The sequence below is a fragment of the Spirosoma endbachense genome (genome assembly GCF_010233585.1).
In the GTDB taxonomy this organism is placed as follows: domain Bacteria; phylum Bacteroidota; class Bacteroidia; order Cytophagales; family Spirosomataceae; genus Spirosoma; species Spirosoma endbachense.
The window spans coordinates 9,604,848-9,629,531 of the sequence record NZ_CP045997.1 but is presented as its reverse complement, the minus strand read 5'-3'; the positions used below and the strand labels follow the sequence as shown (position 1 = coordinate 9,629,531).

Sequence of the window (24,684 nt, the reverse complement as noted above, 5' to 3'; positions counted from 1 at the left end):
GGCTATTTTTGAGGTTGGCCTGGTAGCCCATCTCAAGGTCTTGCCCAGTTGGCTCACCCCTGATTATTTATTAGCTTTGAGAAAGTAAGCATTATACATATCATGGAAACGCTCACGATAGAAATAAAGACCGCTAAAGCTCGAAAACTCATCGATGACCTGATTGATCTGGGTATTATTTCCATAAAAACGGATCAGCCCACGTGGACAGACATATGGAATAAAGTCGATAGCCAACTGCCCCAAACCGAACCAGACATCACCGAGGATGAAATTATGGCTGAGATCAAAGCCTATCGGCTCGAAAAACAAACGAAATAATCCTGCATGAGAATTGTGGTAGATACCACTGACTTTATCAGTGCATTGATTGGTAAAAAACATCGTGAGAAATTAAAATCAGTTTTAGACAAACCTGAGATTGAGTTATTTGCCGACAATAATTTACTGACTGAACTTTCAGAAGTAGCCCATCGGGATAAATTTCGAAAGTACGTCAGTTTAAGTGAAATAGCCCTTTTTCTGGAAGTGATTCAGGCACGACTTACGATGATTACACCGACCACCGTTGTCACAGATAGTCCTGATCCTGACGATAATTTTTTATTGTCGTTAGCAATAGACTCACAGGCTGAATACCTTATCACCGGAAACAAGAACGACTTGCTTGCACTCAGTCCATATCGGGGGATCCAAATCATACGTCTACAGGCATTTTTAGAAATACTGTCAATCTCGTGAACGTAGTATAGTTCATTCATAAAGATGGCAATGAAAGTTTGCCGGTGCTACCCGGAATTTACGGTAAACTCCAGTGCCCGTTACCTCAGCCCACTTGATCACTCATGTCTACCTTATCGAAGCGGAAGTTTTTGAAAAGCATGATCGGGGCAACCAGCCTGCCGATGATGCAATGGCCTGACCTGACTGATTGGGTGGGTCAGGTGTCGTACGTTCCAGCGGTAGAGCTGGCGCAGCAGGAAGACTTCTGGATAAAAATCCGGGCTTCATTTCCGGTCACAACGGACTTCATCCAACTCGAAAACGGCTACTATTCGCTGGCGGCTCAACCGGTGCTCGATAACTACCTTCAGCATATTCAGCAGGTCAATGCCGTATCGTCCTATTACATGCGTACGCACCAGTTCAACGACAAACGGGAATCGCAGGCACAATTGGCCCGGTTGCTGGGTTGCTCGTCCGACGAACTGATCATTACCCGCAACACCACCGAATCGCTGGATACGGTGATTGCGGGTCTGAACTGGAAAGCAGGCGACGAAGCGGTGATGGCCGAGCAGGATTATGGAGCCATGCTCGATATGTTTCGGCTTCAGGCCCGGCGACACGGTACGGTCAATCGGTTGGTATCGTTACCCAATCACCCTCAATCCGATGCGGAGATCGTTCGCTTATACGAGAACGCGATTACACCGAAAACCCGGCTATTGATGGTTTGCCACATGGTGAACATTACGGGGCAGATTCTGCCAATTCGCCAGATTGTCGACATGGCGCATAAGCGTAATGTAGAAGTGTTAGTTGATGGCGCTCACGCATTCGGGCATCTGGCCTTTACGATGGCTGATCTTGGCGGCTGCGATTACTACGCCAGCAGCCTGCATAAATGGCTCGGCACGCCCCTCGGCGCGGGTATTCTCTATGTCCGCAAGGATAAGATTCCGGCGCTCTGGCCATTGTTCGCCGACAGTAGCGTTCCCGATGACGACATTCGGAAGCTGAACCATACCGGAACCCACCCGGTTGCAACGGATCTAGCCATTCAGGACGCGATTCGGTTTCATGAAGGAATTGGTATCGAGCGTAAAGAAGCCCGGCTTCGCTACCTGCAACGTTACTGGACGGATCAGGTACGGCACCATCCAAACATCATTCTGAACACGCCCGAAGCACCAGCCCGTTCCTGCGCGATTGCTAATGTTGGTATAGCCGGGAAAAAGCCAGCGGAGTTGGCCAAGCTCCTGTTCGATACCTATAAAATCTTTACAGTTGCCATTGACAGCCCAGCCGTACGAGGGGTACGCGTTACGCCACATCTTTATACAACCACATCAGAATTAGATACCTTTGTAAAGGCGTTGAAGGAACTAGCCGGTTGAAGGTTAAATAGAGAGTAGTAGAGCTGATGATTAGGGGCAGATATAGGTAAAATCTATTACTTCGATAAAATCACCGCCACCACCGTATAGGTATGGATGCTCACCATTTTTTCCCTGAAAAATTTGGCGTTTCACGAAGCCATTTTCGTTAAATACATAAGTATATGTAGCTTGATACACATCAGGATATGTCCCAAAAGGGCCATTCTGCTGAATTGTATATTTAACAGGTAAGTTGCGAGATGCTTTCCCATAGAAGGATTGAGTAGAAAGCAAACCTGATTTATTCAAATCATACTCAAATCGATAAGTATGGTTTGGGGTAGCATCTTGGCCTAAAATTTCCTCTTCTATAACATTCCCATTATTGATCTTTGCCGTTGTCCCATATTCATCCGTTTGGCTTATCAAATACCCATTCTTGTCATACGTTACATGATAGCCAAAGGGCTTTTTCTCAGCATACCCCTGGCTGTTTAAAGCTACAACCAGCGTATCCACTGTTTTAGGCGTAGTCAGTTTCACCGTCCGAATCGTTACTGCTCCTGGACTGTACTGATACAGCACCGAGTCGGCTTTGTTACCCGCATACTGATTATATTCGGTCAGGATACGACCTTGCGTATCGTACGTGTAGACACTCTTTTTGGTGGTCGTGACCTGGAAGGATTCACCGTTAATCGTCACCGTTTCGGGGTCGAGAGTGGAGGGTTGACTTGCGCTAACCAGTTCTTTAGTAGTTTGTGTGGCAATCAGGCATGTAGACGGCTTTAGTGTCGTTCCTTCGTCAATTGTGGACTGCTTCTTACAGCCAGAACAAGAAACGATGAAGAAAACAAATAGCAGATTGTAAGCAAAGGAAGCCGTCATGGGTTCAACGAGTTTATTATCGGTTTCGGAGTTTTACCCCGCTATCGTCAGAAAGATAACTTAGTTGAATGCGTTTTGGATGAACACGACAAAAGTAGGAGGAGTCATGGCAACCCACGAGCACTGCCGATCTGATTTGCAGGAATGCAACCCACAGAAGCGTGTTTTAGGGGATTGTTGTGAGGAAGGGGTCAGATGAGGCATTCATCTAATTTGCTACAAATATATATAAATTAAAATATAAAATACAAACTTTATATTTTAAAAATGATAAATGTATACTATTGGTGGTAAACTTCATGACTATCCTTTTAACAAAAAACAATATACACCTGATGATCAACTACTAATGGCTTCCTTCTCGTTAGTCAGGCAAGCTTTAAAGGGTCAGAAAGTGTGTTCTATTTTCGGTACATTTTCGGATCAGTCCATAATAAGAGTTTGGCCCAGAGCCAAACTCTTATCTACTTATCGGCAAATTTTGTTCTGGCCTAAAGCAACATTAAGTCATATTTCAGCGTACTGAACGTAGTGCCCTATTCGTTTTTTTCGTAGTTTACGCTCACTTGTCTCTTTTCATGCTCTGACTCCAAAATCTAATTCCTTATGAAACGTTACATCTATTTATTCAGCCTGGTAATCTCTCTTGCGGGATTAAACTCTTGTAGTAAAAGCAGTGACCCAGCACCAGATCCAGTGGTGGTGGGCAAATGGGCATCCGATTATCTTTTGACAAGTGGTTTCGTTGCTCCTTATACATCGAGCAATGCACTGAAGCTTAACCCCTTAGTTTACGGGATTAATGATGTTTATGATATAAAAAGCGATAAGACCTTTGTTGTAACAGATCGTTCAACCAGTGTTATTCAGACATTCCCAGGGACTTGGGACTACTCAGGCACTCAATTGAATTTGAAGTATAATGATGGTAATACAGAAACATTGACTTATGATGCGTCAACTACCCCTGCTCACTTATCATTTGCCCCCGTTGCAGTTCAGGACACCCTACAGAATCCCACAACGAAAGTGAAGGAGGTGGTAAAATTCAATCTTCAACTGGTTTACACTAAGCAATAGTGGTACTTACCGACAATTAGGACTTCGTCATTAACATATACTTTATCAAAGCCGGTGGATACCCACCGGCTTTTTTCGTAATTTGTAGCCTTCTTTCCTGTTTAACACGACCATGACAAACCGCCCTCTACTTGTCTCTCTATTTGCTCTTGCCAGCCTTAGTTGTTTCGCGCAGACAGTACCTAAAAAACGACCCATCACCCCCAAAGATATTTATCGGCTTCAAACCATCAGCGATCCGCAACTATCGCCCGATGGAAAATGGATAACTTATGGCTTATCGACGGTCGATACCACGAAAGACAAACGGAATTCTGATTTGTGGATGGTGAGCTGGGATGGTAAAGAATCCGTTCAGCTCACCAATAGTCCGGATGGCGAGTCGAAAGCCCGATTCAGCCCCGATGGAAAATACATTTCATTCGTATCGGCGCGGCAGGGAGCCACCAAAGGCCAGATCTGGCTCATGGATCGCCGGGGCGGTGAAGCGAAAAAATTAACCGACCTGAAAACCGACCTCGACGATTATGTCTGGTCGCCCGATAGCAAGCGGCTCGCGCTCGTCCTGCGTGACCCCGACTATGCCGATTCAGCGAAAACAAAGGTCCGGAAGCCCTATGTGCTCGATCGCTACCATTTCAAGGCCGATATCAAAGGCTATCTGGAGAAAGGGTCGGTTCATTTATATGTTTACGATATAGCCGACAAAAAACTGGATACGCTGACAACCGGCATTTTCGACGAAACCTCGCCGGTCTGGTCGCCGGATGGATCGCAACTGGCGTTTGTGAGCAACCGTAGCGAAGACCCCGATCGGAATCAGAACACCGATATCTATGTCATCGATGCGCATAAGGGCGCCAGCATGAAGCAACTGACCAACTGGTCTGGCTCCGACAACAACCCGGTCTGGAGTCCCGATGGCAAGCGGATCGCTTATTTGCGGTCAACCGCTTCGGGCAATTTCCTGATGTATGACCAGCCCATACTGGCCGTCATGAATCGGGATGGTGGCGAGCCTACGCTACTGTCGAAAGCATTGGACCGTCCCGTTCGGAATCCGCGCTGGGCGAAAGACGGCCAGACGATCGGTGTACTGGTTCAGGATGATCGCCAAACCTATGTTGGCAATTACACACTATCAGACGGCAAATTCACTAAAGTAGTAGCAGGCAATCGGTCGTTCAGCGAGTTAGAAGCTGTAACGGCTGGCAACTGGCTAACTCAGCTAAGCGATCCGCAAACACCAGCTGAGTTATATGCCATCGAAAATGGAACACCCCGCCGGTTAACGCACGTACATGACGCGTTCCTGGCCCCGCTCGAACTGGCCACCGTCGAAGGATTTACCTCAAAGAGTAAAGACGGAGCGCAGGTGTCGAACATCTTGCTTAAACCTGCCAACACACCCGCCAACAAAAAACTGCCGACCGTATTTTATATCCACGGAGGCCCCGTTTCGCAGGATGAATTCTCGTTCGATCTAACACGCCAGTTACTGTCGGCGGGTGGTTATGCCGTGGTGGCGGTCAACTACCGGGGTAGCAATGGGCGTGGCCTCGACTACACAAAGGCGATCTACGCCGACTGGGGCAACAAAGAAGTGCTGGACATTCTGGGCGCGGCCGATTATGTCGTTGAAAAAGGCATTGCCGACCCCGACCGCTTGGGCATTGGCGGCTGGAGCTACGGCGGTATTCTGACCAACTATACCATTGCCACCGACACCCGGTTCAAGGCCGCAGCCAGCGGAGCCGGTAGTTCCCTGCAACTATCAATGTATGGTGTCGATCAGTATACCAACCAATACGAGAATGAATTGGGAGCGCCCTGGAAAAACACCGACAAATGGTTAAAACTCTCCTACCCATTCCTGAAAGCGGACCGGATTAAAACGCCAACGATGTTTATGGCCGGCGAAAAAGATTTCAATGTGCCCGCTGTAGGGAGTGAACAAATGTTTCAGGCCCTTCGGTCGTTGGGTATACCAACCCAGTTGATTATTTACCCAGGCCAGTTTCATGGCATCACAGTGCCCAGCTATCAGAAAGATCGCGTTGATCGGTATTTGCAATGGTTTGATAAGTATCTGAAACCTAAAACGCTGTAGGTGTCGGCTATCACGAAACCGTTTAATCTTTCTTTTACGCTTAATACTGCATTTTTAGTCCCGGCGGGGAACTGCGACAAACCTGATTCTGACGTACCTGTTTATTAAATCTGAAGAAACCAGTTTTTCAGTACAAAAAAGCAGCAAAATGCTGAATATCAGCAAGTAAGATAGCGATTTAGCCATAACGACGGCCATCGACAAAATCGTTGAAAGAGCAGGGAATAAAGACACGGTTTTCGCAGCACTCATTTCTAAAGGCAGCAATCATTCATTTAGCTTAATTTTACACGTATTAAACGCCCGTTAATGGACGACTGTCCTGGCTAAACGCTGCTTTCCCGAGACAGTTGTCTAAATTTGCTTGTATGAAACCCTATATCTTAGTGCTGTTGCTGGGAGGGATGATCGCCGTGTCTTGCCAGTCCGCGGATCAATCCCCCTGCTCACAAACCACTGTTACGACGAAAGCTCCTGAAGAAGAAGTCGCTGCCCTCAAAAAATTGATTGACAGCCAAAAGATTTCGGCTCTCCTGGATGAACGGGGTTTCTATTACCACATTCAGTCGCCTGGTTCTGGTTTGAAACCAACTGGGTGTTCGACCGTGACAGTCAATTATAAAGGCACACTCACCAGCGGAACAACCTTCGATAGCGGATCAGGAGTGCGCTTTGGCCTGAATCAGCTCATTGTAGGTTGGCAGGAAGGCATTCCCTTAATTGCCCCTGGTGGCTCTATCACTTTATACCTGCCACCCAGCCTGGCTTATGGCCCCCAGGCTCAGGAAGGCATTCCCGCTAATTCAATTTTGATCTTTAAAATTGATCTGCTGGAGGCAGAGTAAGGGTACAGCGCTATGACTGTCGGCTACTATCAGGAAGCTAAATGCATTCGGCAAGCCAGGACTTTGGCCAATTTTGAACTCAATTAATACATGGATTTTTAAGCCACTTCACTTTTATAGTATTGGCTGAACTTATTATATTTACCGAACGTTCGGTAAATATAATAGCAGATGGATGTTATGGCAAATGTAAAAGTAGAATCCGATGTGGTCATTGACCGACTAATGGAAGTATTCCGTTCGGTTGGGTACGATGGTGCCAGTATGGCCCAACTGGCTGACGCCACCGGTTTGCAGAAAGCAAGTCTGTATCATCGCTTTCCGGGTGGGAAACAGGAGATGGCAACGGCCGTTCTTGATCACGTATCTGAATGGAATCAACGTCAGCTAGTGGATGTGCTGTACTCATCAGCTTCGCCTAAAACCCGGCTTACAACAGCGCTTCGTTCAATTAGCCAGCTTTACGATGGTGGGCGATTAGCTTGTATTCTTCGGGCTTTATCTCATGGTACGGCTGCTGATTTATTCCGCCAACCGATTGCCTCCATTTTTACCAAATGGGTAGATGCCTTTGCTCATCTAGCGCAGGATTTGGGCTTTGATCAGCAAACGTCAAGGCATCTGGGCGAGTCGACCTTAGTTCGAATTCAGGGCTCGTTAATTCTCGCTCAGACCCTCAATCAGCCTACACTATTTGAGCAGGCCCTACACGATATAGAAACTGATTTTCTCATCAACTAACAAATTGAGCAGATAAAGTCTCATTTGCTGGCCCACAATTTTTACCAAACGTTCGGTAATTTCTATTCTACTAAACAACTTTATTGTATGTCATCTTCACAATTCACCGTCCCAACCCGCGATCAGGTATCGCCTGCTTCACAACAAGCCTTTGATGGCTTACTTAAAGCGGTTGGCTTCGTGCCCAATCTCTACGCTGCCATCGCTTACTCTGAAAATGGCCTGCCCCGCTATTTGGCTTTTCAGGGAGCCAAATCCTCGCTCTCCAATAAAGAGAAAGAAGCAGTTAACTTAGTGGTCAGTGAGGTGAATGGTTGCCAATATTGCCTAAGCGCTCATACGGTTCTGGGTAAAATGAACGGATTGGCCGAAGCCGACACCTTGGATCTTCGGGCTGGGCACAGTACCAATCCTAAATTGAATGCCCTCGTTAGCCTGGCCAAAGTCATTACCGAAAACAAAGGACGGGTCTTCCAGGAGCAACTCGACGCATTTTTCGCAGCGGGCTACACCCAGGGTAATCTAGTGGACGTGATCCTTCAGGTGAGCGACAAAATTGCCATGAACTACCTACACAACCTGACCCAAATTCCTATTGATTTCCCCCTTGCACCAGCTCTGCAAACGCAGCCTGCTTAACTAATTTCACTTAGCGGATACCTGAATCCGGTTCTTGCTATCCGCCTATTCTCTGTATGGATCATGAGCACAATTAACGACTCAGATGATGTCCCCTTTGTCAACGAGGAATGTGGTGACACGATGTGGGATGAAACTATTCTCAACCAGATTTACACACCAGTGACTACCCAGCGATTACCCCTCCCACCCTTTACCCTGGAAACGGCCCGGCAGAAAGTACAGATGGCTGAAGATGCCTGGAACAGCAAAGATCCCGAACGGGTCAGTCAGGCCTATACACTGGATACCGAATGGCGGAACCGAGCCGAGTTTATCAATGGGCGTGAGCAGGTTAAAGATTTTCTGACTCGAAAGTGGACTACCGAATTGGATTACCGGCTCAAAAAAGAACTTTGGGGCTTTCGGGAAAACCGGATGGCCGTGCGCTTTGAGTACGAATGGCACGATGAAACGGGTCAGTGGTATCGTAGTTACGGCAATGAACTGTGGGAATTTGATCAGAACGGCTTGATGGCCAAACGCTATGCCAGCATCAATGATGCCCTCATTACTGAAGAGGAACGAAGAATTTTTTAACGTTGAAGCCAGTCAGTTTCGTAAAGGCGCAGACTGGCCTGTACGTATTTCTTTACTGGCTGACGCACATCAATAAACGTAAAATACCAGAGACAATCTCCAGCCAATTTAAGGATTCACATAAGAAGCTTATTGGTTTGTTTGAGTAGCTAAAACAAAAACTCTGTCAATCAATATGTTGGCAGAGTTTTCCTAACCTATATAACAAGATTACGAAATTAGACGGAATATTTCCTTTCGTTATCAGCAAGTTAGGGTGTTTGCGGTATCGTGTGAGAAAGGCATTTTTTCGGGCATTTTCGCAAAATGTTTTACAGGTGTTTTCTACGGGCTGGGATAACTTCCGACTCCGGCTCCTGTTCATTGGTTATGATCTGCGGTCCACTACCGGCCCGTTGTTTATAAAGCACATTGGCCTTATCGACAACGTCTTGAGCAAAGCCAGACAAATAGCGTTCTGTTGTCACGATGGAAAATGACCGAGCACCTGTTGCACCAGTCAAACATTCTCGGTCAGCTCGAATAAATGCTCGGCAAACGTATGCCGGGCCGCGTAGATGGTCAGGTTTTTAGGAATCTCCAAGTAAGTGGCCACCCGTTTGAGGACTTTGTCAATATAATTGATCTTGATGCCGATAGCGTCGGAAAGTTCGCTTTCTGTCATTGTTTTGTAGTGGGCCTGGCGCAGGAAAGGAAATATAAAATCCTGCGGTTCCTTGTCGGCTGCATGGCGGAGTATGATCGACAGGGCGGGCTCCTCCAAAACGACGGATTTGGGTTTATCTTTTTTGTCACTGATAAAGGCGAACCGCCACTGGCGAACGGGTTTCCCGTAGCTACGCACTACTTGATCTGCACAGTTTTTAATTATCCGGTTGTTGATAAAGGGGGGGCATTTGCACATGATGGCATTTGCGTTTGTACTCGAAGGGAGTAATACCGGTTATGCGTTTGAAATGGCTGAAGAAATTAGAGCGATTGTTGAACCCACACTCAAAACAAACAGCTTCGGTGGTAATATCGATATCCTCAACAAGCATTCGCTGAGCGTGGCTGATGCGTATTTCGATTAAAAAATCGTGGAAGGTCTTTTTGGTCACCATCTTAAAGTAGCGGCAAAAGGAGGTAACGCTCAGATTCGCTACAGACGCAATCTCCTCCAGCGTCAACTCTCTTCGGTAATTTATGAGCGCATAGTTATATACCTTATTCAATCGGTCGGTCTCTTCCTTGTTAGGGTGATACAAACCATCTTTGGTCGAAATTGGATGCATTTCTTCACTAGTTGTCAGAATATCTACCATCGAAAGAATCAGAACGAGTCGGTGGAGCCCCGACGTTTTTGCCGATTCAAGCATAAGCGGAATCAACGCTTCCCGCGTCTTTCCTGTAATGACAAGCCCTGCCTTGGCCTTGTCATATAAGTGCAGAATTGGATCGACCTCCGGCTTTTGCAGAAAATCCTGCCCCATGAAATCAGGCAGAAACTGAACAACAACGGCCTCTGCGGTAATCGTTGGGTCCTGTCTGAAGTATTGTTCATTACAACGCCACATATGCGGCAGATTTTCGCCCAGTAGTAGCAACTCGCCCGCGTTGAAATTGCTTACATTATCGCCCACGAATCGAACGCCCTCGCCACGAACAATAAAGTGCAGTTCTAATTCAGGATGGTAATGCCAGATGGTGCCAAAATTTGGCAGGATATGATGGCGCGACACATGCGAACTTAAAACGTCTCGTGGTACAAGATAAAATTGAGGTTTCATCTTTTTAGGGGCGATTAGAGTAGTAGGCGCAGCAATTTTACAATAATTATAATTTATCTGAAAAACATGTAATTAAGCTGATTTCGCCTGAAATCGACCTAGTTCTACAACTTTTATTCCATATAGCCCTAAATAGACCGACATATGGCCTTGCCCATAGTTTCATACTATTTCACCAAAAAGTGATATGATAATTTTAAGGACATACTAGATAATTGATTGAACGCCAATTAGCCTTGTTTCCAGGAGCTTTGCAGTATGATTACGGGTCAGTCCTTCAAAGCCAAAAACAAATGCTAAAACTCTTACAGTCAAAACGGTCAATACAATCCGCTGGCAGATTGGTGCTCCTGGTATCATTCTTTCTTTCCTCAATTACTACCGGCTTCGCCAGCACTACGCCCCCTGAACGGATCATACGCGGAACGGTTCGGGATGCAGAAAACAATACACCGCTACCTGGTGTCAATGTCCTGATCAAAGGTACACAGCGGGGCACTGTCACTAATGGCGAGGGGCAGTATGAGCTTACGGTTCCTGACCAAAACGCCCAACTGGTCATCAGTTTCGTCGGCTATCTCTCGAAAACCATCGATGTTGGCAGAAACACTACGTTAGATATCGTGCTTCAGGTAGACCAGAAAACGCTGGATGAAATGGTAGTGGTCGGTTATGGTACTCAGTCGCGTCGGAACGTAACGGGCTCGGTGACGAAAATCGACATGAAGCAGACTGAGAATCTTCCCAACACAAACATTACCCAATCGTTACGTGGCCGTGTGGCTGGTGTTCAGTTTACCGACAATGGCAGACCGGGGCAAAATGGTTCGATTCTGATACGTGGCCCTCGTTCGCTCAGCGGTGGTAATAATCCGCTGATTGTACTGGATGGGATCTTTTTCAACGGTAGTCTGGCCGAAATAAATCCCAACGATATCGAGTCGATGGAAGTGTTGAAAGATGCCAGCGCAGCAGCCATTTACGGCTCACGTGCAGCTAATGGTGTCATTCTCATTACGTCGAAGAAAGGGACTACCGAAAAACCAACGATTCGGGTAAACGCCTTTTACGGCGTGGCCGACCGAAGTTATAAGGTTAATCTGCTCACGCCTGAACGGTACCTTCAACGGAAAATTGATTATAACAAAGCCGTCGGGCTGTCCACCAACTCCATCAGCGATTATCTGCATCCGTCTGAAGTGGCAAACTATGAAGCTGGCCGGGTAATCGACCACTGGGATATGGTATCGCAAAAAAGCAGCATTGCGTCGTACGACCTTAGCCTCTCAGGGCGTACCAATCGGACAAACTATTATCTCTCAGCCGCTTTGGTCGACGAACGGGGCTTATACCTCAACGACAATATGAAGCGGATATCCTTACGGGCTAATATTGAAAATCAGGTAACGGACTGGTTCAGAGTCGGTCTGAATACAACCTATAGCTGGCGGGATTATTCGGGGCGCGAACCCGACCAGGCCAGTAACATCGGCCCGTATGCTACGCCATTTATTGCCGGTAATCCAACATTCTATCTTTTACCCGAAGACCAGACCAATCAGGCGAATCCACTCCGGGTGGCCTATCTGACGCAAAATGAAGAAATCTGGCACAATCTATTTACCAACTTCTACGCCATTGCCGATATTCCGTTCCTGAAAGGGCTTAGTTACCGGCTTAATTATTCGCCCAATTACCGCTGGCAGCATAACTACAATTTCCTGCTGCAGGACAAGCTCGCTACGGCCAATACCACCAGCGCCAGTAAGTTTAACCGGGAAGATTTCGACTGGGTTCTGGAAAACATTGTTACGTATAACCACCAGTTTAATCGGGACAATGCGCTGGACGTTACGTTGTTATACGGGCGAAATCACATGGGCTGGGAGTCTACGACGGCCAATGCCTCGCAGCTTTCATCCGATGCGTTAGGCTGGAATAATCTAGGTTTGGGTGGGTTAATGACTACTTCGTCCGATGCACAGGCACTGGATGGCATCTCTTCCATGCTACGTTTCAATTATCGCTTCAGAAACAAGTACTTACTAACCCTCACAACCCGGCGGGATGGTAGTTCAGTTTTTGCCGCCAACAACAAATACGCTACGTTCCCATCAGGCTCAATAGCGTGGGTTGCTTCAGAAGAAGATTTCGTTAAAAAGCTCAATTTCATTGACTTACTAAAAGTGCGACTGTCGTATGGGGCCGTAGGTAATCAGGCCATTAACCCGTATCAATCGTTGAGTCTTTCTGGTATCAATCGCTACGTTTATGGCGATGGTGGTGTGTCTTCATTAGGTGTGTTTCCCTCTCGAATGGCCAATTCCGACTTAAAATGGGAAACTACGTATACGGCCAACGCAGCTATCGATTTTGAGCTTTTTAAAGGACGTTTAGGCGGTACCGTCGAGTATTACAACATGGATACGCACGACCTGCTGGTACAACGTTCGCTACCAACCATGACGGGCTACACGTCGGTATGGACGAACATCGGTGCCAGCAATAACAAAGGTTTTGAACTGAGCCTGAATACGGTAAACGTTAGAAAAGGGAAATTTGAATGGAGCAGTAATCTGGTCTTTTCGACCAACAAAAATAAAATCGTCCATCTCTATAATTCCGACACCAATGGCGATGGTCGGGAAGATGACGACTTAGGAAACCGATGGTTTATTGGCCAGCCTATGAACGTTGCATACGATTACGTATTTGACGGAATCTATCAGGAAGGCGATGAAATTCCAGCCGGCAATAAGCCAGGTTTTGTCCGCCTGAAAGACCTGAATGGGGATGGAAAAATAGAGCCAACCAACGATCGGACCATTATTGGACAAACCGGCCAGCCGCAATATCGCTGGGGTCTTACCAACACGGTACGTTACAACCGCCTTTCGTTATCCGTATTTGTCAATGCGATGCAATCCTGGATATCATCTATCGATTTAGACCCCGGCATTCACACACACCGTAATTACAACCGTATTGACGCAGGCTGGTGGACGCCCGAAAACAAATCGAATATCAGCCCTTCGGTAACCTACGTGAACCCGCTGGGACATGGCTATTATCGAAGTCGGGATTTCGTCCGGCTACAGGATGTCTCGCTAGCGTATGACCTGCCAACTACCTGGGTCAATAAAGCTCACCTGACCAACGCCCGGATTTTTCTGAGTGGAAAAAACCTGCTCACGCTATCGAAGTGGCCCGGCGCAGATCCCGAAAGTGGAGCAACTCAAAATGGTATTCCTGCCTCGCGAATCGTAACCATTGGTGTTAATGTAGGCTTCTAAACCTTTCCAAACTATGAAACTATTCCGTCAATCTTCGTTAACCTACTGGTTCGGCCGGAAACAGCTCTGGATTGTTCTGTTGCTAGCATTTACCGCCTGTAAAGACAATTTTCTGACCGAAAAACCGCTGGCTTCGCTGAGTTCAGATAACGTACTGAATTCGAAATCCGGATTCGAAAATTACATAACCGCCTTACACAATGCGGCACGGGAAGAACTGACCAAATTCGACTACCTGACCTGGTACATGAATTTGCAGATTGGTACCGACATTGCCTGTAATGGCGAAAATGCAACGCCCAATTTCCGGAACTGGAATACATTTTTAACCCCCGTTACGGCTTGCGTTGAACGCTACTGGGACTGGGCTTATGCCGATATGCTCGTCAGAGCCAACACGATCATTCTGTATGCCGAAAAGCCAGAGACGCAAACGATATGGGCTAACGAAGCCGAGAAAAACGCAGTCATTGCCGAAGCCCGTTTCTTCCGCGCCTACACCCACAATTTCCTGGCTAATTTATACGGTGGGGTTCCAGTTATTACGAGTGTATATACCGGCCCTAAAACCGATTTTATACGGAATACCCGTCAGGAAGTCTACGAATCAGCAAAAGCGGATCTGGAATTTGCGTCGCAATGGTTACCTGCCTCCGTCGAAAAAGCCAAAGAAGGACGTATCGTTAAAGCAGCCGCCGATCATTTATTGACAGAGGTCTACATCAGTCTGGGGCAACATGACAAAGCCATTGAAAGCGCTTCCCGAGTTATCAATTCCGGGTTGTATAAACTCATGACTACCCGGTTTGGCAACCAGAAAGATAAACCGGGAGACGTCTATTCTGACTTATTCAAGACTGGCAACCAAAACCGTAGCTCCGGCAATCAGGAGACAATTTATGTCTGGCAATTTGAGGACGTAACGCCCGGCGGTAATGGTTCCAATGCGGGTGGCAACCCGTCGCTTCGGAACTGGTCACCGTTTTATGTCAATGTACGGGACCCGGATGGGAAGCCCGGTATGGTGGTTGTGGATAGTTTAGGCCGAGGGGTAGGTATCGTACGACCAACAACCTATTTCCTGTATAATCTCTGGAAAGACAACTGGGATAACGACATTAGAAACTCTCCGCACAACATCCGACGAACCTATATTTACAATAATCCGGCATCGGCCTGGTTTGGCAAAGTGGTTGAAAAAGCCCATTATGCCAAATTAGATACCTTCCAGTTAATTTATCCTACACTACGTAAGATTGAAGGAAACATCAGTTGGTTAGGCGGCACCAGTTTGTTCAGCAAAGGCTTTACATCTTCCGATTTTATTGTCTATCGCCTTGCCGAAACCTATCTGCTACGTGCCGAAGCCTATATGCGTAAAGGAGAACTTCAAAAAGCGGCCGATGATATTAACGTAGTGAGGGCGCGAGCCAATGCCAAACCTGTACTGGCCAGCAACGTAACACTCGATTATATTCTTGACGAACGTGCTCGTGAATTAATAACGGAAGAACCCAGACACCGTACACTCGTGCGGACAGGAAAGCTGGTAGAGCGGGTTCGCAAGTACAATATGCGCGACGATGCCCGCGCAACGATTCAGGATAAGCACGCGTTCTGGCCAATCCCTCAAAAGGCTATTGATGCTAACTTCAGTACCAAACTAGAGCAAAATCCTGGCTATTAATCGACTAATTGGACCAATAAGAAGGTATCACGACTACGTCTTACACTGATCATATAGAAATGAAGGCAACCAGAGCGTTATCTAAATTAGTTTATCTAATTGGCCTTGTTTTGCTGAGCCTGACGGCTGCGCTCGCTCAACCCGCCAAAAGCGAAGAGCACACCCAGGCAAAGGTGCTTTATAATGGCATTGAGCTACCCAACGAATGGCCGCCTAAAACACAGGACCCTAAATCGGCCGAACCAATGGAGGTGCCCTATCTCCGGAATCCACCAAAGGTCATTCCCATTAATGTTGGGCGACAACTTTTTGTCGATGATTTTTTGATTGAAAACACCACGTTGAAACGGGTTTTCCATACGGCTGAAAAATATGAAGGGAATCCTGTGTTTAAAGCCGAGACGCCGGAGGAAATAAACCCCACAGGCACGCCCGAACCTGGCCAGCAATACGTTACGTACCTGGGTCACGGTGGTGTGTTTTACGATCCTCAGGAAAGTCTTTTCAAGATGTTCTACACCGCTGGCTGGCGCGGTGGGTTAGCGATGGCAACCAGTAAAGATCTCTTGAAATGGAACCGTCCCGAACTGGGTATTGTGGGCAAAAACAACCTGCTCTTACCACCCGGCTGGCTTTGGGCTGGTGGTGATAACTCAATCTGGCTCGATCTCAAGCCAAAAAATCCCTCAGAGCGGTTAAAGTACCTGACAGATCGCGGAACGCATAATAAAGAAAGTCGCCCCCACACCCTGCATACGTCAGCCGATGGCCGGGTTTGGTCGCAAGGCGTTCCGGTAGGAAAAGCGGATGATTACTGTTCGTTTTTCTACAATCCATTCCGAAACGTCTGGGGCTATAGCATTAAGCGAGGTGGCCGGGGACGCGCCCGGTATTATTCAGAAAACGCCGATTTTATAAAAGGGGCTGACTGGAGTAATGCCGTTTTCTGGGCGAACGCAGATAAGCTCGATGAGCCTGATCCCGAAATTAAAGCTCCAGCACAGTTATACAGCCTTAATGCGGTAGCTTACGAAAGCATTATGGTCGGGGAATTCTACATCCATTTAGGTCCCGACAACCGTATTTGCGACGAAGGAAAATTTCCGAAGATTACCGAACTGAAATTGGGATTCAGCCGGGACGGATTTCACTGGGATCGGCCAGACCGACGCCCGTTCATCGCCACAACGCGCAAAGAAGGCGACTGGGACCGAGGATATTTGCACGGAACAACTGGTGTTTTCGCTGTCATTGGTGATAAATTATGGTTTCCTTATTGCGGCTATGCAGGCATCGCTCCCAATGGCTCACGCGGTATGTATACAGGTGCCAGTGTTGGGCTGGCCACGTTACGTCGCGATGGGTTTGCCTCAATGGAAGCCACTACCCAAAAAGGAACGCTGACAACCCGTCCCGTAACCTTCACCGGACAACAGCTATTTGTCAACATTGACTGTCCGCAGGGGGAATTAAGAGTCGAGATTTTAGACGAATCCAATAAGGTAATCGCGCCCTTTGCGGTAAAGAACGCCGAGGTTGTTAAAGTCGATAAAACGTTGCAAGCCGTCAGTTGGAAAGGTGTTTCCGATCTCTCATCGCTAAACGGTAAGCTGGTAAAATTCCGATTCTATCTCACAAACGGCAAGTTGTACTCCTTCTGGGTCAGCCCCGACAAAAGTGGAGCCAGCCACGGCTATGTGGGCGTGGGCGGGCCGGGGATGGATGGCGTAGTTGATACCAAAGGTATCAATGCCTATTGATGTCATACTCCGCAATTCACTTCTACTGTCCAATTAAACTAGTTAGTCCCCTAACCGAATGAGTCTCTTAAAACTGGGCATCAGTGTTGTCTGTCTGTGTCTCCTGTTAACGATTAGCCTGTTCATTTCTGGAAACACAACGCTGGCCGGTCTTGCCATTATTGCTTTTTTACTTTCACTGGCGTTCACGTTTCGCCAATACGAATCCTTAAAAGGGTTTACGTACACGATTATGGTTTTTGCGGCAGTAACGGCTGCTCTTTTCTATCCACAGTATTTTAACGAATGGAACGGATTTGCGCTGACGGCTCTTATCACCCCTCTAATCCAACTTATTATGTTTGGGATGGGTACGTCTATGAGTATCGATGATTTTGTCGGCGTAGTTCGTATGCCCAAAGGCGTGCTGATTGGTGTAGTGAGCCACTTCATTATTATGCCCTTGCTCGGTTTTACACTCGCTAACCTGAGCGGGCTGGAGCCCGAAATTGCGGCTGGCATTATCCTGATTGGCTGTTCGCCCAATGGAATGGCATCGAACGTAATTTCCTATCTGGCCAGGGCAAATCTGGCGTTGTCAATTACCATCACGGCTATCTCAACCATGCTGGCTCCCTTCATTACGCCGGTACTGATGCACGCCCTGGCTGGCGCTTTTGTCGAGATCAATGCACTGCACATGATGTGGGATATTAGTAAAATGGTCATTTTCCCCATTGCCGCCGGGCTTTTATTCAATAAGCTGTTCAGTGGGAAAATCAGTTGGCTCGATTCGGCAATGCCCTACATATCGATGTTTGGTATTGCCGGAACAATCGTCATCATCACCGCTACCGGGCGCGATCGATTGCTATCGATTGGCCCAATTCTGCTTGGGCTCGTCTTAATCCATAATCTCACTGGCTATTTACTAGGGTATTGGTCAGCCCGGCTATTCCGGATGAGTGAACGCGATTGTCGTACCATTGCCATTGAAGTAGGGATGCAGAATGGCGGTTTAGCATCAGGAATTGCGAAAGAAATGGGAAAGATTGCTACCCTAGGATTAGCACCGGCCATATTCGGACCGCTGATGAACGTAACAGGTTCGCTGCTGGCATCGTGGTGGCATAAAAAAACGCCAAACCAGCTTTCTTGACATGACCAATCGACAAAGTATTTACTACTGGAAGTGTGATCGTCCTTCAGCATTTTTCGCCCTCAGTAACCGGGAAAATATCTTAGGAGAATCTGCGCTGAAAACCCTGCTACGTCCTATCCTTACTAAACACTTCGGTAGTAACGACATCGTTTTACGTTCAGGAAATGGGCAAGGCAACCACGTAACCTTTATTGCCGAGCATAATAGCGTTCAGCGATTTATTCGTCTGGAAGACGGTCCTGAAGGTGATGATTTCATGGAAATCGAAGCGAGGGTACTAACCGAAATAAAAAATCTGGGCGTTCCTGCACCTCACGTTTTTTCGGCCGACGCTACCCGTTCGAGCGTCCCTTTTGCGTATCAGATTCTCGAGTACCTGCCTTACCCTGACCTAAATAAACTCAATAAGAAGGGGACATTGAATTTTCCTGTAATTGCAGAGAAAATTGGGCAATACGTTGCTGTCTGGCAGAAAATTCAGTTCAGTGGATTTGGGCCATTCGACCCAACCGCACTACGTAGTACCGACAAACTGGTAGGCTTACATGCTACGTATCGGGATTATTTTCTGCTGAACTGGAGCAGACATTTACACTTTCTTGTCCTGAAAAATTTTTTAACTCCTTCTGAATCTGAGGATATTCAAAAATTAGTAGAAACATATAGCCCCTATCTGGATGAGGCCGAAGGCTGTCTGGTTCATAAAGACTTGGCTCTGTGGAACATGCTGGGTGAGTTGGAAGAAATTAAAGCATTTATCGACTGGGACGACACGATTTCTGGCGATGCCACAGACGACCTGTCGTTACTAGCCTGTTTTCATTCGGGGCAAATTGTTTCCAGAGCGATTGAGGGCTATAAAAAAGTCAGCCAATTGCCCGAACACTTCCTTATCCGATTCTGGCTACACTTGTTACGGAATATGATTGTTAAAGCCGTGATACGTGTAGGAGCCAATTACTTTGAGCGACAATCCGATTTCTTTCTAATAGGTTCTGGGGCTACAGGTGCTACGTTGAAAACCTTTACCTACCAACGTATTAAAACCGCCTGTTTGGGATTACAGCGTAAAAAGCAGATAAGCGATTTATGAGCAACAATCAGAACTCAAGACAACTTGGCACGGGAACCTGGCTTTCTATTGGGTCGCCTGTCATCGCCGAATTAGCCTCAGAATGTGGTTTCGACTGGCTCCTGTTCGATATGGAACATGGCTGTTTAACAGAAGCAAGCCTGTTGGCAAACTTACAGGCAGCGAAACGAGAGGGCATCAAGCTTATTGTGCGGGTTGGGCAAATGGATAGTGCGTTGATTGCACGGGTTCTGGACTGGGGGGCGTCGGGAATTATGTTGCCGCATGTTTCCACCGCCGAACAGGCCAAAAATTGCCTGAAAGCAATGCGCTATCCTCCAGAGGGTAGCCGTGGCTACTCCCGTTCGACCCGCGGCTATCAGTATGGTCTCGCGGCTCAATCTGAACCATCAGAAACTCCTCTTCCTCTTTTTTTGCCGCAAATTGAAAATTATCAAGGTGTTATGAATGCCGGGTCGATTGCCGCCGTCGATGGGGTAGATGCTCTTTTCGTTGGCCCCGCCGACCTTATGTTCGACTTTTCTGTGCGCCAGTCCTCTGAAACGATGCCGTTTGAAGTCGCCTTACAACTGGTCAGTTCAGCAGCTCAAAAGCACCAGAAACAGGCTGGTATTTTGGTCCGAAATGTAGCGGATTTATCTGCGCTGAAGCAAATGGGTTTCTCCTGTCTGGCCATCGGCTCTGACCTTGGGTTCATCCGCGAGGGCTTTAAGGCAACAGTAATTCTATAAGAATGCAGAAGGTCTCATGAGGATGTATTGTACAGGTCTGATAAAATTCTCTGGCGAGACACACCTGGTTAAACTTTGGCCCAATTAGCCCTAAAAGTCTTTCTTGTCTACCTTATTTTAACTCGTCCGGTTGTTATAACTAGAGTTGTTAACCTTGTCTTAGCCCCCTATTAACTGGACAGATTTTCTGAAAAGGCGGCAGCCGCTGCTGTTGTGTCGTAAATTACCTGTGCTTCTTCCCATTTTTGCTGGGGTCCGGGCCGCCGGGCGGTTATAAACCCAATCGAACGGTGCAACCGATGATGGTTGTAATGGAAAAAATAACGCCCTAACATTTCTTTGGCGGCTTCGGCCTTTAGACACGACGGGCTCTAATCATTTTAGAGGTCCTAGGAAGGGCGGTTACAGTATTACTTATGAATTTATCCCGAACAGCTCCTCTGATGTCACCATATTGAATATGGGCCAGCTGATGTGGGTAAAACGCTAAATTGGTAGCTACTGGTTTTGAGTATGGGAGTTGAGTTTAATTGCTGGTCACAATTTAAGCTGACAAGGCATGTTACGTAAGCTGTCCCACAAAACGCTCCTACCTAAGACGACGAAGGAGAGTTCAGGTGTCTGCTTCAAGAATGGGCTTTTTAAGAAACGGTAAAGTAAGAAGGGGAAAGGTCAAGTGAAGTCGTGACTAGCACAAGTTTCATCGCTCAGGACGTAGGTAGATTAGGGCCATCCTTCCGGCTTGAGGGGGGTCCGCCGATCAAGCGGTACGCACAGTGCCGTGCGATCAAGGGGCAAGTTCAAAATGAAATCCAGATAGGTCCCTACGACCGGCGGTCGGCCATTGAGAGCAAAGAACAAACCGGGAGCCTCGGCCCCTTGCGTATCCGTTCGAGTCAGATAATAGTGAGTAATCGCCACCGAGGAAGCCGTGAAATAGCCAATCACGCCTTCGGCGGCATTCGCCTGGTTATGAATATTGCCCCCCAGCGCCGACGGGGGCGTATCGGATAGCCCGCCCGGGCGCTGGGTTTGTTGTTGAAATAGATCAAAATAGTGAAAGGCATCCACCGGTAATGATTCTTGCCGAATATCCACCAGACAAGGGGTCTCCTGGTAAAAGGGAATATGAGCAACGCTTCGTTTGCTAATCAGGCCGCCATTGGAGTATCGGTCTGAAAACACATTGATACCTTGACTATGCAGGATTTCCCAACACTGTGTCCGGCAGGGGTTATCCGCGTATTGATTCGCCAGACGATTACGAGGGAGACTACCCACAGGTGGATAAAAACAGTCTTCATAGGGTTGCTGGGTGGATTGGTAATAGTAGGGATAAGAGGCCGGCACAATCGGTTCGAGCAGATTCTTGGCGTACACCCCCTCGTAGCAGGATCGACACCAGGGCTGAGGTTCATACAAGGTCCATTTCCACCGATAATAGTTGCGTTGATCAACAGGATCGGTCAAGTCAATGAACAGGTCATAGCCAGCCGTAAACCGATTATCGGCGAAAGGAGGGGAGATTGCTTTAGGATTAAACTGAGCAGTTACCTTACTAATTGGGGGGACCGGCTGCATCACCTGTTGATTGGACAGATACCGGCTGCCATCCGACAGGGTAAACCGTAATTGATAGGCATGGCCAATCTGGCCTTTAAAATCGCTGGGTAATTGATAGGTTCCCGGCGTAGTTTCCTGGCAAACCACCACTTGGGCAGAGTCGACAATAATAGTTACCTGGGCTTTTGTCAGCGGCAAGCTACCAAAGCGGCCCGTAATTGAATCCGCTTTGGACCGATTGAGTTGAATGGTTTGCGCTTCGCTCCGATCCGTAATTGTGCCATCAACGACGAGCACATCGTTGGTTGCTCGTAGGGTATTATCCCAAGGGTCTACACAAGCCAGGGGGAGGCCACCAACCGCTAGGCAACAAAGTAAGCAGACAATAGCTGTGCGCATGGCTTAAGCTGGAGTTTAGGCTTAAAGCTCTGATAACGTCTTGTTCTACTGCTGATTATACCTCTCAGAGGTGTGCTAGTGAGTACTTCACCTGATACTTTACATTTTCAAAAATAGAGTAAACCACAGGCATTCATATTCTCAAAATACGCTCCCATAGGAAACGAATGAACAGTCATGTAACTGCTCTATAAATGGGTGTTTGGGTCAAACTATATCTTCTCATTAGACCTACTTTCAGAATATTCTTATTGAAGCATTGGCTTTAAATAGCCGAACGCTCATGGGCTGGCATACCCATTCATAGAGAGAAGTAGTACAATCTACATAAAATTCCTGTAACCTTTTTAGGGATAGGCGGTTTCCACGGCGACTTTCTCACAACCCATCTGAAAAGCCATGAAAACAAAACTAGCCTCTCTAGTACTAGTAACCCTTTGCGTAATAAACCCTTTCCAAGGGCTTGCTTGTACTATTGTTAGTGCAATGGACCCTAAGGGCCATGTCTGGTTTGGCAATAATGAAGATGCCAGTTTCAGTTTTTACAACTACATCAACGTATTTCCAAAAAAGAAGGGTGTCAAATTCGGCTATTATACCTTGTCAAAAGATAAACCTGAAAATGGAGAAAACGCGCAAATTGCTGGCGGGATGAATGAAGCTGGCTTAGCCTTTGATTTTAATGCGACTGCCTTATACCCAGTCAAGGGCATGTATTTGAAAAAAGAATTCCCCCAAGGCGACAAGGCTATGTTAAGCTATATTTTAGGCAATTTCTCAACGGTGGAAGAAGTCGTTTCCTTCTTCCAAACCTACTGGTTTCAGTTTGGCTTCCGAAGTGCCCAGATGCACCTGGCCGACCGGCACGGTCATTTTGCGCTGATTAGCCCAACCGGTAGCCGAATTCTAAAAAATTCTCTCTTCCAGGTCTCAACCAATTTTGACATCTGCAGTAAAGCGGATAGCACGGCTTGCTGGCGGTATCCGATTGCTCAAAATAGCTTAAAAAACCAGTCGCCAAGCCTGGAGGTATTTACCGACATCTGCAAAAAGACAGCTCAAGGTCGACATACGATCTATTCCAGCATCAGCGATCTCACAACGGGAGCCATCTGCTTTTATTTCTCTGGCGACTATGTAAATTCCTACCAAACCACCCTCCATTCACTATTAAAAAATGGCCGTAAATCCTATGCCCTTTATGAGCTTATTCCTCAAAATCCAATTTGCCAGGTGTATAAAACCTATCAGTCGAACGGAGTGGAAGCGGCTTATGAACAATACAATAAGCTGCCAGTAGCAACAGAACATAAACGAATCGTGCTGGAAAACCTATTGGAATTCTTCACCACGGAGAAAAACGAGTATACGATCTATCCCTTTGTAACCGAGTTGACAAGGATCGGAAACGCTGATCTAGACTATTGGTTGATCAAATCGGCCATCGAAGTACAAAAAGGAGATGTTGGTCAGGCAAAATCTACGATTGAAGCCACCCTTAAAAAGTTTCCAGATCGGCAAGAGTTGATCCAAAGCTTTTTTAATCGGATCAATGGCCAGTTTGAGGAAAAGGCCAATGCTACATTTAGCCTAGAAGGATATCCAAATGCGCGCTTTGTGATCATTAAAAGTATTCCGGCCAGTAGCAATTTTTATCCCTTAAATAATTTAACGTTTATGCATAAAGAAGGCGGACAGTGGGTCAGTAAATTCAAGCTTGCCAATGGGATTTATAACTATGTTTTTATCGTAGACGGTCAGGAAGTTTTATCGAAGCAGTTGCCAACAACCCAGATAAAGAACCTGTTGCAGGAAACGAAAACATGCCACCAGCTCTGCCTTGGATTCAGCCAGGAAACCTATCCGCTGCACATTGAGTTAAAGGTGCCCAATCAAGAAGATGAGGTATATATTGTCGGCAATCAAGAGTCGCTTTTTGCCGCCCCACTGATTTATATGAAACAAACGTCGCCTTTTGAACGCAATATAACGGTGAGCGTTCATTATCCGGCTGCTTTTAAATTTGTGAGCGGGGCGGGTAAACAAGAAGCTCTCTTGAAAGAAATTGATAACAAACAACCCATTATCATCAACTCGTTGTCTCCTCGTAATACATATGAAGTTATGGAATGGAAATGAGGTTATTCACTTGCTCTTTAATCCCTCTCAGACCAAGACGAATAGGCTTCTACAACTAGCTGTACGTATTCGATGAGGAGTCGATAGCAACAACTAAACAGCTTGTCGATGCTATTTTTTATAAA

The 24,684-nt window shown here is 46.9% G+C and carries 22 protein-coding genes; 16 read left to right on the top strand and 6 right to left on the bottom strand.

Going from position 1 to position 24,684, the window contains the following annotated elements; all coding sequences use genetic code 11:
- The first annotated feature begins 102 nt into the window (after positions 1-102).
- The 3 genes from GJR95_RS38755 to GJR95_RS38745 all read left to right on the top strand — a co-directional run bounded on the left by GJR95_RS38755 (position 103) and on the right by GJR95_RS38745 (position 2,120).
- Positions 103-321, top strand: a complete 219-nt coding sequence (locus GJR95_RS38755; protein WP_162390966.1) for a hypothetical protein — start codon at positions 103-105, stop codon at positions 319-321.
- Positions 322-327: 6 nt separating this feature from the next.
- A complete protein-coding gene (locus GJR95_RS38750; protein ID WP_162390965.1) occupies positions 328-741 on the top strand; it encodes a putative toxin-antitoxin system toxin component, PIN family in 414 nt (137 codons plus the stop codon).
- 104 nt (positions 742-845) lie between these two features.
- A complete protein-coding gene (locus GJR95_RS38745; protein WP_162390964.1) occupies positions 846-2,120 on the top strand; it encodes an aminotransferase class V-fold PLP-dependent enzyme in 1,275 nt (424 codons plus the stop codon).
- 30 nt (positions 2,121-2,150) lie between these two features.
- Here GJR95_RS38745 and GJR95_RS38740 read toward each other — a convergent pair whose 3' ends face one another.
- Positions 2,151-2,990 carry a hypothetical protein gene (locus tag GJR95_RS38740; protein WP_162390963.1) on the bottom strand — a complete coding sequence of 280 codons (840 nt, stop codon included), beginning with the start codon at positions 2,988-2,990 and terminating at the stop codon, positions 2,151-2,153.
- A 606-nt stretch (positions 2,991-3,596) separates the two neighbouring features.
- Between GJR95_RS38740 and GJR95_RS38735 the strand changes: the two genes are divergently transcribed.
- The 6 genes from GJR95_RS38735 to GJR95_RS38710 all read left to right on the top strand — a co-directional run bounded on the left by GJR95_RS38735 (position 3,597) and on the right by GJR95_RS38710 (position 8,984).
- The gene (locus tag GJR95_RS38735; RefSeq protein WP_162390962.1) at positions 3,597-4,070 is read left to right on the top strand and encodes a hypothetical protein; all 474 of its coding nucleotides are present in this window, start codon (positions 3,597-3,599) and stop codon (positions 4,068-4,070) included.
- A 112-nt stretch (positions 4,071-4,182) separates the two neighbouring features.
- Positions 4,183-6,180 carry a S9 family peptidase gene (locus GJR95_RS38730; RefSeq protein ID WP_162390961.1) on the top strand — a complete coding sequence of 666 codons (1,998 nt, stop codon included), beginning with the start codon at positions 4,183-4,185 and terminating at the stop codon, positions 6,178-6,180.
- Between the two features lie 368 nt (positions 6,181-6,548).
- Positions 6,549-7,025, top strand: coding sequence for an FKBP-type peptidyl-prolyl cis-trans isomerase (locus GJR95_RS38725; RefSeq protein WP_162390960.1), 477 nt, complete (start codon positions 6,549-6,551; stop codon positions 7,023-7,025).
- A gap of 180 nt (positions 7,026-7,205) precedes the next feature.
- Positions 7,206-7,766, top strand: a complete 561-nt coding sequence (locus GJR95_RS38720; protein WP_162390959.1) for a TetR/AcrR family transcriptional regulator — start codon at positions 7,206-7,208, stop codon at positions 7,764-7,766.
- A gap of 87 nt (positions 7,767-7,853) precedes the next feature.
- On the top strand, positions 7,854-8,405 hold the full coding sequence (locus GJR95_RS38715; RefSeq protein ID WP_162390958.1) for a carboxymuconolactone decarboxylase family protein: 552 nt from the start codon (positions 7,854-7,856) through the stop codon (positions 8,403-8,405).
- Between the two features lie 123 nt (positions 8,406-8,528).
- Positions 8,529-8,984: a nuclear transport factor 2 family protein gene (locus GJR95_RS38710; protein ID WP_174260290.1), complete on the top strand. Its 456-nt coding sequence runs from the start codon at positions 8,529-8,531 to the stop codon at positions 8,982-8,984.
- A gap of 311 nt (positions 8,985-9,295) precedes the next feature.
- Here the strand turns inward: GJR95_RS38710 and GJR95_RS38705 are convergent, their stop codons facing one another.
- The 3 genes from GJR95_RS38705 to GJR95_RS38695 are packed head-to-tail and all read right to left on the bottom strand — an operon-like array spanning position 9,296 to position 10,753.
- Positions 9,296-9,451, bottom strand: coding sequence for a hypothetical protein (locus GJR95_RS38705; RefSeq protein WP_162390957.1), 156 nt, complete (start codon positions 9,449-9,451; stop codon positions 9,296-9,298).
- Positions 9,452-9,483: 32 nt separating this feature from the next.
- On the bottom strand, positions 9,484-9,828 hold the full coding sequence (locus GJR95_RS38700) for a site-specific integrase (RefSeq protein ID WP_162390956.1): 345 nt from the start codon (positions 9,826-9,828) through the stop codon (positions 9,484-9,486).
- Positions 9,829-9,847: 19 nt separating this feature from the next.
- Entirely contained in the window at positions 9,848-10,753 is a 906-nt protein-coding gene (locus GJR95_RS38695) for an AraC family transcriptional regulator (protein ID WP_162390955.1), read from the bottom strand.
- A 293-nt stretch (positions 10,754-11,046) separates the two neighbouring features.
- Between GJR95_RS38695 and GJR95_RS38690 the strand changes: the two genes are divergently transcribed.
- From GJR95_RS38690 to GJR95_RS38665, 6 genes are read left to right on the top strand one after another with little or no spacing between them, the layout of a single operon-like run.
- On the top strand, positions 11,047-14,046 hold the full coding sequence (locus tag GJR95_RS38690) for a SusC/RagA family TonB-linked outer membrane protein (protein WP_162390954.1): 3,000 nt from the start codon (positions 11,047-11,049) through the stop codon (positions 14,044-14,046).
- Between the two features lie 13 nt (positions 14,047-14,059).
- The gene (locus GJR95_RS38685; protein ID WP_162390953.1) at positions 14,060-15,733 is read left to right on the top strand and encodes a RagB/SusD family nutrient uptake outer membrane protein; all 1,674 of its coding nucleotides are present in this window, start codon (positions 14,060-14,062) and stop codon (positions 15,731-15,733) included.
- 59 nt (positions 15,734-15,792) lie between these two features.
- The gene (locus tag GJR95_RS38680) at positions 15,793-17,493 is read left to right on the top strand and encodes a glycosyl hydrolase family 32 (protein ID WP_162390952.1); all 1,701 of its coding nucleotides are present in this window, start codon (positions 15,793-15,795) and stop codon (positions 17,491-17,493) included.
- Positions 17,494-17,551: 58 nt separating this feature from the next.
- Positions 17,552-18,631 carry a bile acid:sodium symporter family protein gene (locus GJR95_RS38675; RefSeq protein WP_162390951.1) on the top strand — a complete coding sequence of 360 codons (1,080 nt, stop codon included), beginning with the start codon at positions 17,552-17,554 and terminating at the stop codon, positions 18,629-18,631.
- 1 nt (position 18,632) lies between these two features.
- Positions 18,633-19,727, top strand: coding sequence for a phosphotransferase family protein (locus GJR95_RS38670; protein ID WP_162390950.1), 1,095 nt, complete (start codon positions 18,633-18,635; stop codon positions 19,725-19,727).
- Complete coding sequence (locus GJR95_RS38665; protein ID WP_162390949.1) at positions 19,724-20,458, top strand: HpcH/HpaI aldolase family protein; 735 nt, start codon at positions 19,724-19,726, stop codon at positions 20,456-20,458. Before GJR95_RS38670 ends, GJR95_RS38665 begins: the two co-directional genes overlap by 4 nt.
- Positions 20,459-20,628: 170 nt before the next feature.
- On the opposite strand, the gene GJR95_RS42440 is transcribed toward GJR95_RS38665, so the two are convergent.
- Both GJR95_RS42440 and GJR95_RS38655 read right to left on the bottom strand, forming a co-directional pair.
- On the bottom strand, positions 20,629-20,793 hold the full coding sequence (locus tag GJR95_RS42440) for a hypothetical protein (protein ID WP_232541005.1): 165 nt from the start codon (positions 20,791-20,793) through the stop codon (positions 20,629-20,631).
- Between the two features lie 388 nt (positions 20,794-21,181).
- The gene (locus GJR95_RS38655) at positions 21,182-22,420 is read right to left on the bottom strand and encodes a DUF4249 domain-containing protein (protein WP_162390948.1); all 1,239 of its coding nucleotides are present in this window, start codon (positions 22,418-22,420) and stop codon (positions 21,182-21,184) included.
- A gap of 486 nt (positions 22,421-22,906) precedes the next feature.
- Here GJR95_RS38655 and GJR95_RS38650 point away from each other — a divergent pair, with 486 nt between their 5' ends.
- Complete coding sequence (locus GJR95_RS38650; protein WP_162390947.1) at positions 22,907-24,559, top strand: hypothetical protein; 1,653 nt, start codon at positions 22,907-22,909, stop codon at positions 24,557-24,559.
- The last annotated feature ends 125 nt before the right edge of the window (positions 24,560-24,684 follow it).

Excerpts from the sequence above, each read along its gene's own strand:
- GJR95_RS38655 (WP_162390948.1), bottom strand. The coding sequence starts at position 22,420 with ATGCGCACAGCTATTGTCTGCTTACTTTGTTGCCTAGCGGTTGGTGGC.
- GJR95_RS38745 (WP_162390964.1), top strand. The coding sequence starts at position 846 with ATGTCTACCTTATCGAAGCGGAAGTTTTTGAAAAGCATGATCGGGGCA.
- GJR95_RS38675 (WP_162390951.1), top strand. The coding sequence starts at position 17,552 with ATGAGTCTCTTAAAACTGGGCATCAGTGTTGTCTGTCTGTGTCTCCTG.
- GJR95_RS38685 (WP_162390953.1), top strand. The coding sequence starts at position 14,060 with ATGAAACTATTCCGTCAATCTTCGTTAACCTACTGGTTCGGCCGGAAA.
- GJR95_RS38690 (WP_162390954.1), top strand. The coding sequence starts at position 11,047 with ATGCTAAAACTCTTACAGTCAAAACGGTCAATACAATCCGCTGGCAGA.
- GJR95_RS38710 (WP_174260290.1), top strand. The coding sequence starts at position 8,529 with ATGTGGGATGAAACTATTCTCAACCAGATTTACACACCAGTGACTACC.
- GJR95_RS38695 (WP_162390955.1), bottom strand. The coding sequence starts at position 10,753 with ATGAAACCTCAATTTTATCTTGTACCACGAGACGTTTTAAGTTCGCAT.
- GJR95_RS38740 (WP_162390963.1), bottom strand. The coding sequence starts at position 2,990 with ATGACGGCTTCCTTTGCTTACAATCTGCTATTTGTTTTCTTCATCGTT.
- GJR95_RS38715 (WP_162390958.1), top strand. The coding sequence starts at position 7,854 with ATGTCATCTTCACAATTCACCGTCCCAACCCGCGATCAGGTATCGCCT.
- GJR95_RS38650 (WP_162390947.1), top strand. The coding sequence starts at position 22,907 with ATGGACCCTAAGGGCCATGTCTGGTTTGGCAATAATGAAGATGCCAGT.
- GJR95_RS42440 (WP_232541005.1), bottom strand. The coding sequence starts at position 20,793 with ATGTTAGGGCGTTATTTTTTCCATTACAACCATCATCGGTTGCACCGT.
- GJR95_RS38755 (WP_162390966.1), top strand. The coding sequence starts at position 103 with ATGGAAACGCTCACGATAGAAATAAAGACCGCTAAAGCTCGAAAACTC.
- GJR95_RS38680 (WP_162390952.1), top strand. The coding sequence starts at position 15,793 with ATGAAGGCAACCAGAGCGTTATCTAAATTAGTTTATCTAATTGGCCTT.
- GJR95_RS38735 (WP_162390962.1), top strand. The coding sequence starts at position 3,597 with ATGAAACGTTACATCTATTTATTCAGCCTGGTAATCTCTCTTGCGGGA.
- GJR95_RS38730 (WP_162390961.1), top strand. The coding sequence starts at position 4,183 with ATGACAAACCGCCCTCTACTTGTCTCTCTATTTGCTCTTGCCAGCCTT.
- GJR95_RS38750 (WP_162390965.1), top strand. The coding sequence starts at position 328 with ATGAGAATTGTGGTAGATACCACTGACTTTATCAGTGCATTGATTGGT.
- GJR95_RS38725 (WP_162390960.1), top strand. The coding sequence starts at position 6,549 with ATGAAACCCTATATCTTAGTGCTGTTGCTGGGAGGGATGATCGCCGTG.
- GJR95_RS38720 (WP_162390959.1), top strand. The coding sequence starts at position 7,206 with ATGGCAAATGTAAAAGTAGAATCCGATGTGGTCATTGACCGACTAATG.
- GJR95_RS38670 (WP_162390950.1), top strand. The coding sequence starts at position 18,633 with ATGACCAATCGACAAAGTATTTACTACTGGAAGTGTGATCGTCCTTCA.
- GJR95_RS38665 (WP_162390949.1), top strand. The coding sequence starts at position 19,724 with ATGAGCAACAATCAGAACTCAAGACAACTTGGCACGGGAACCTGGCTT.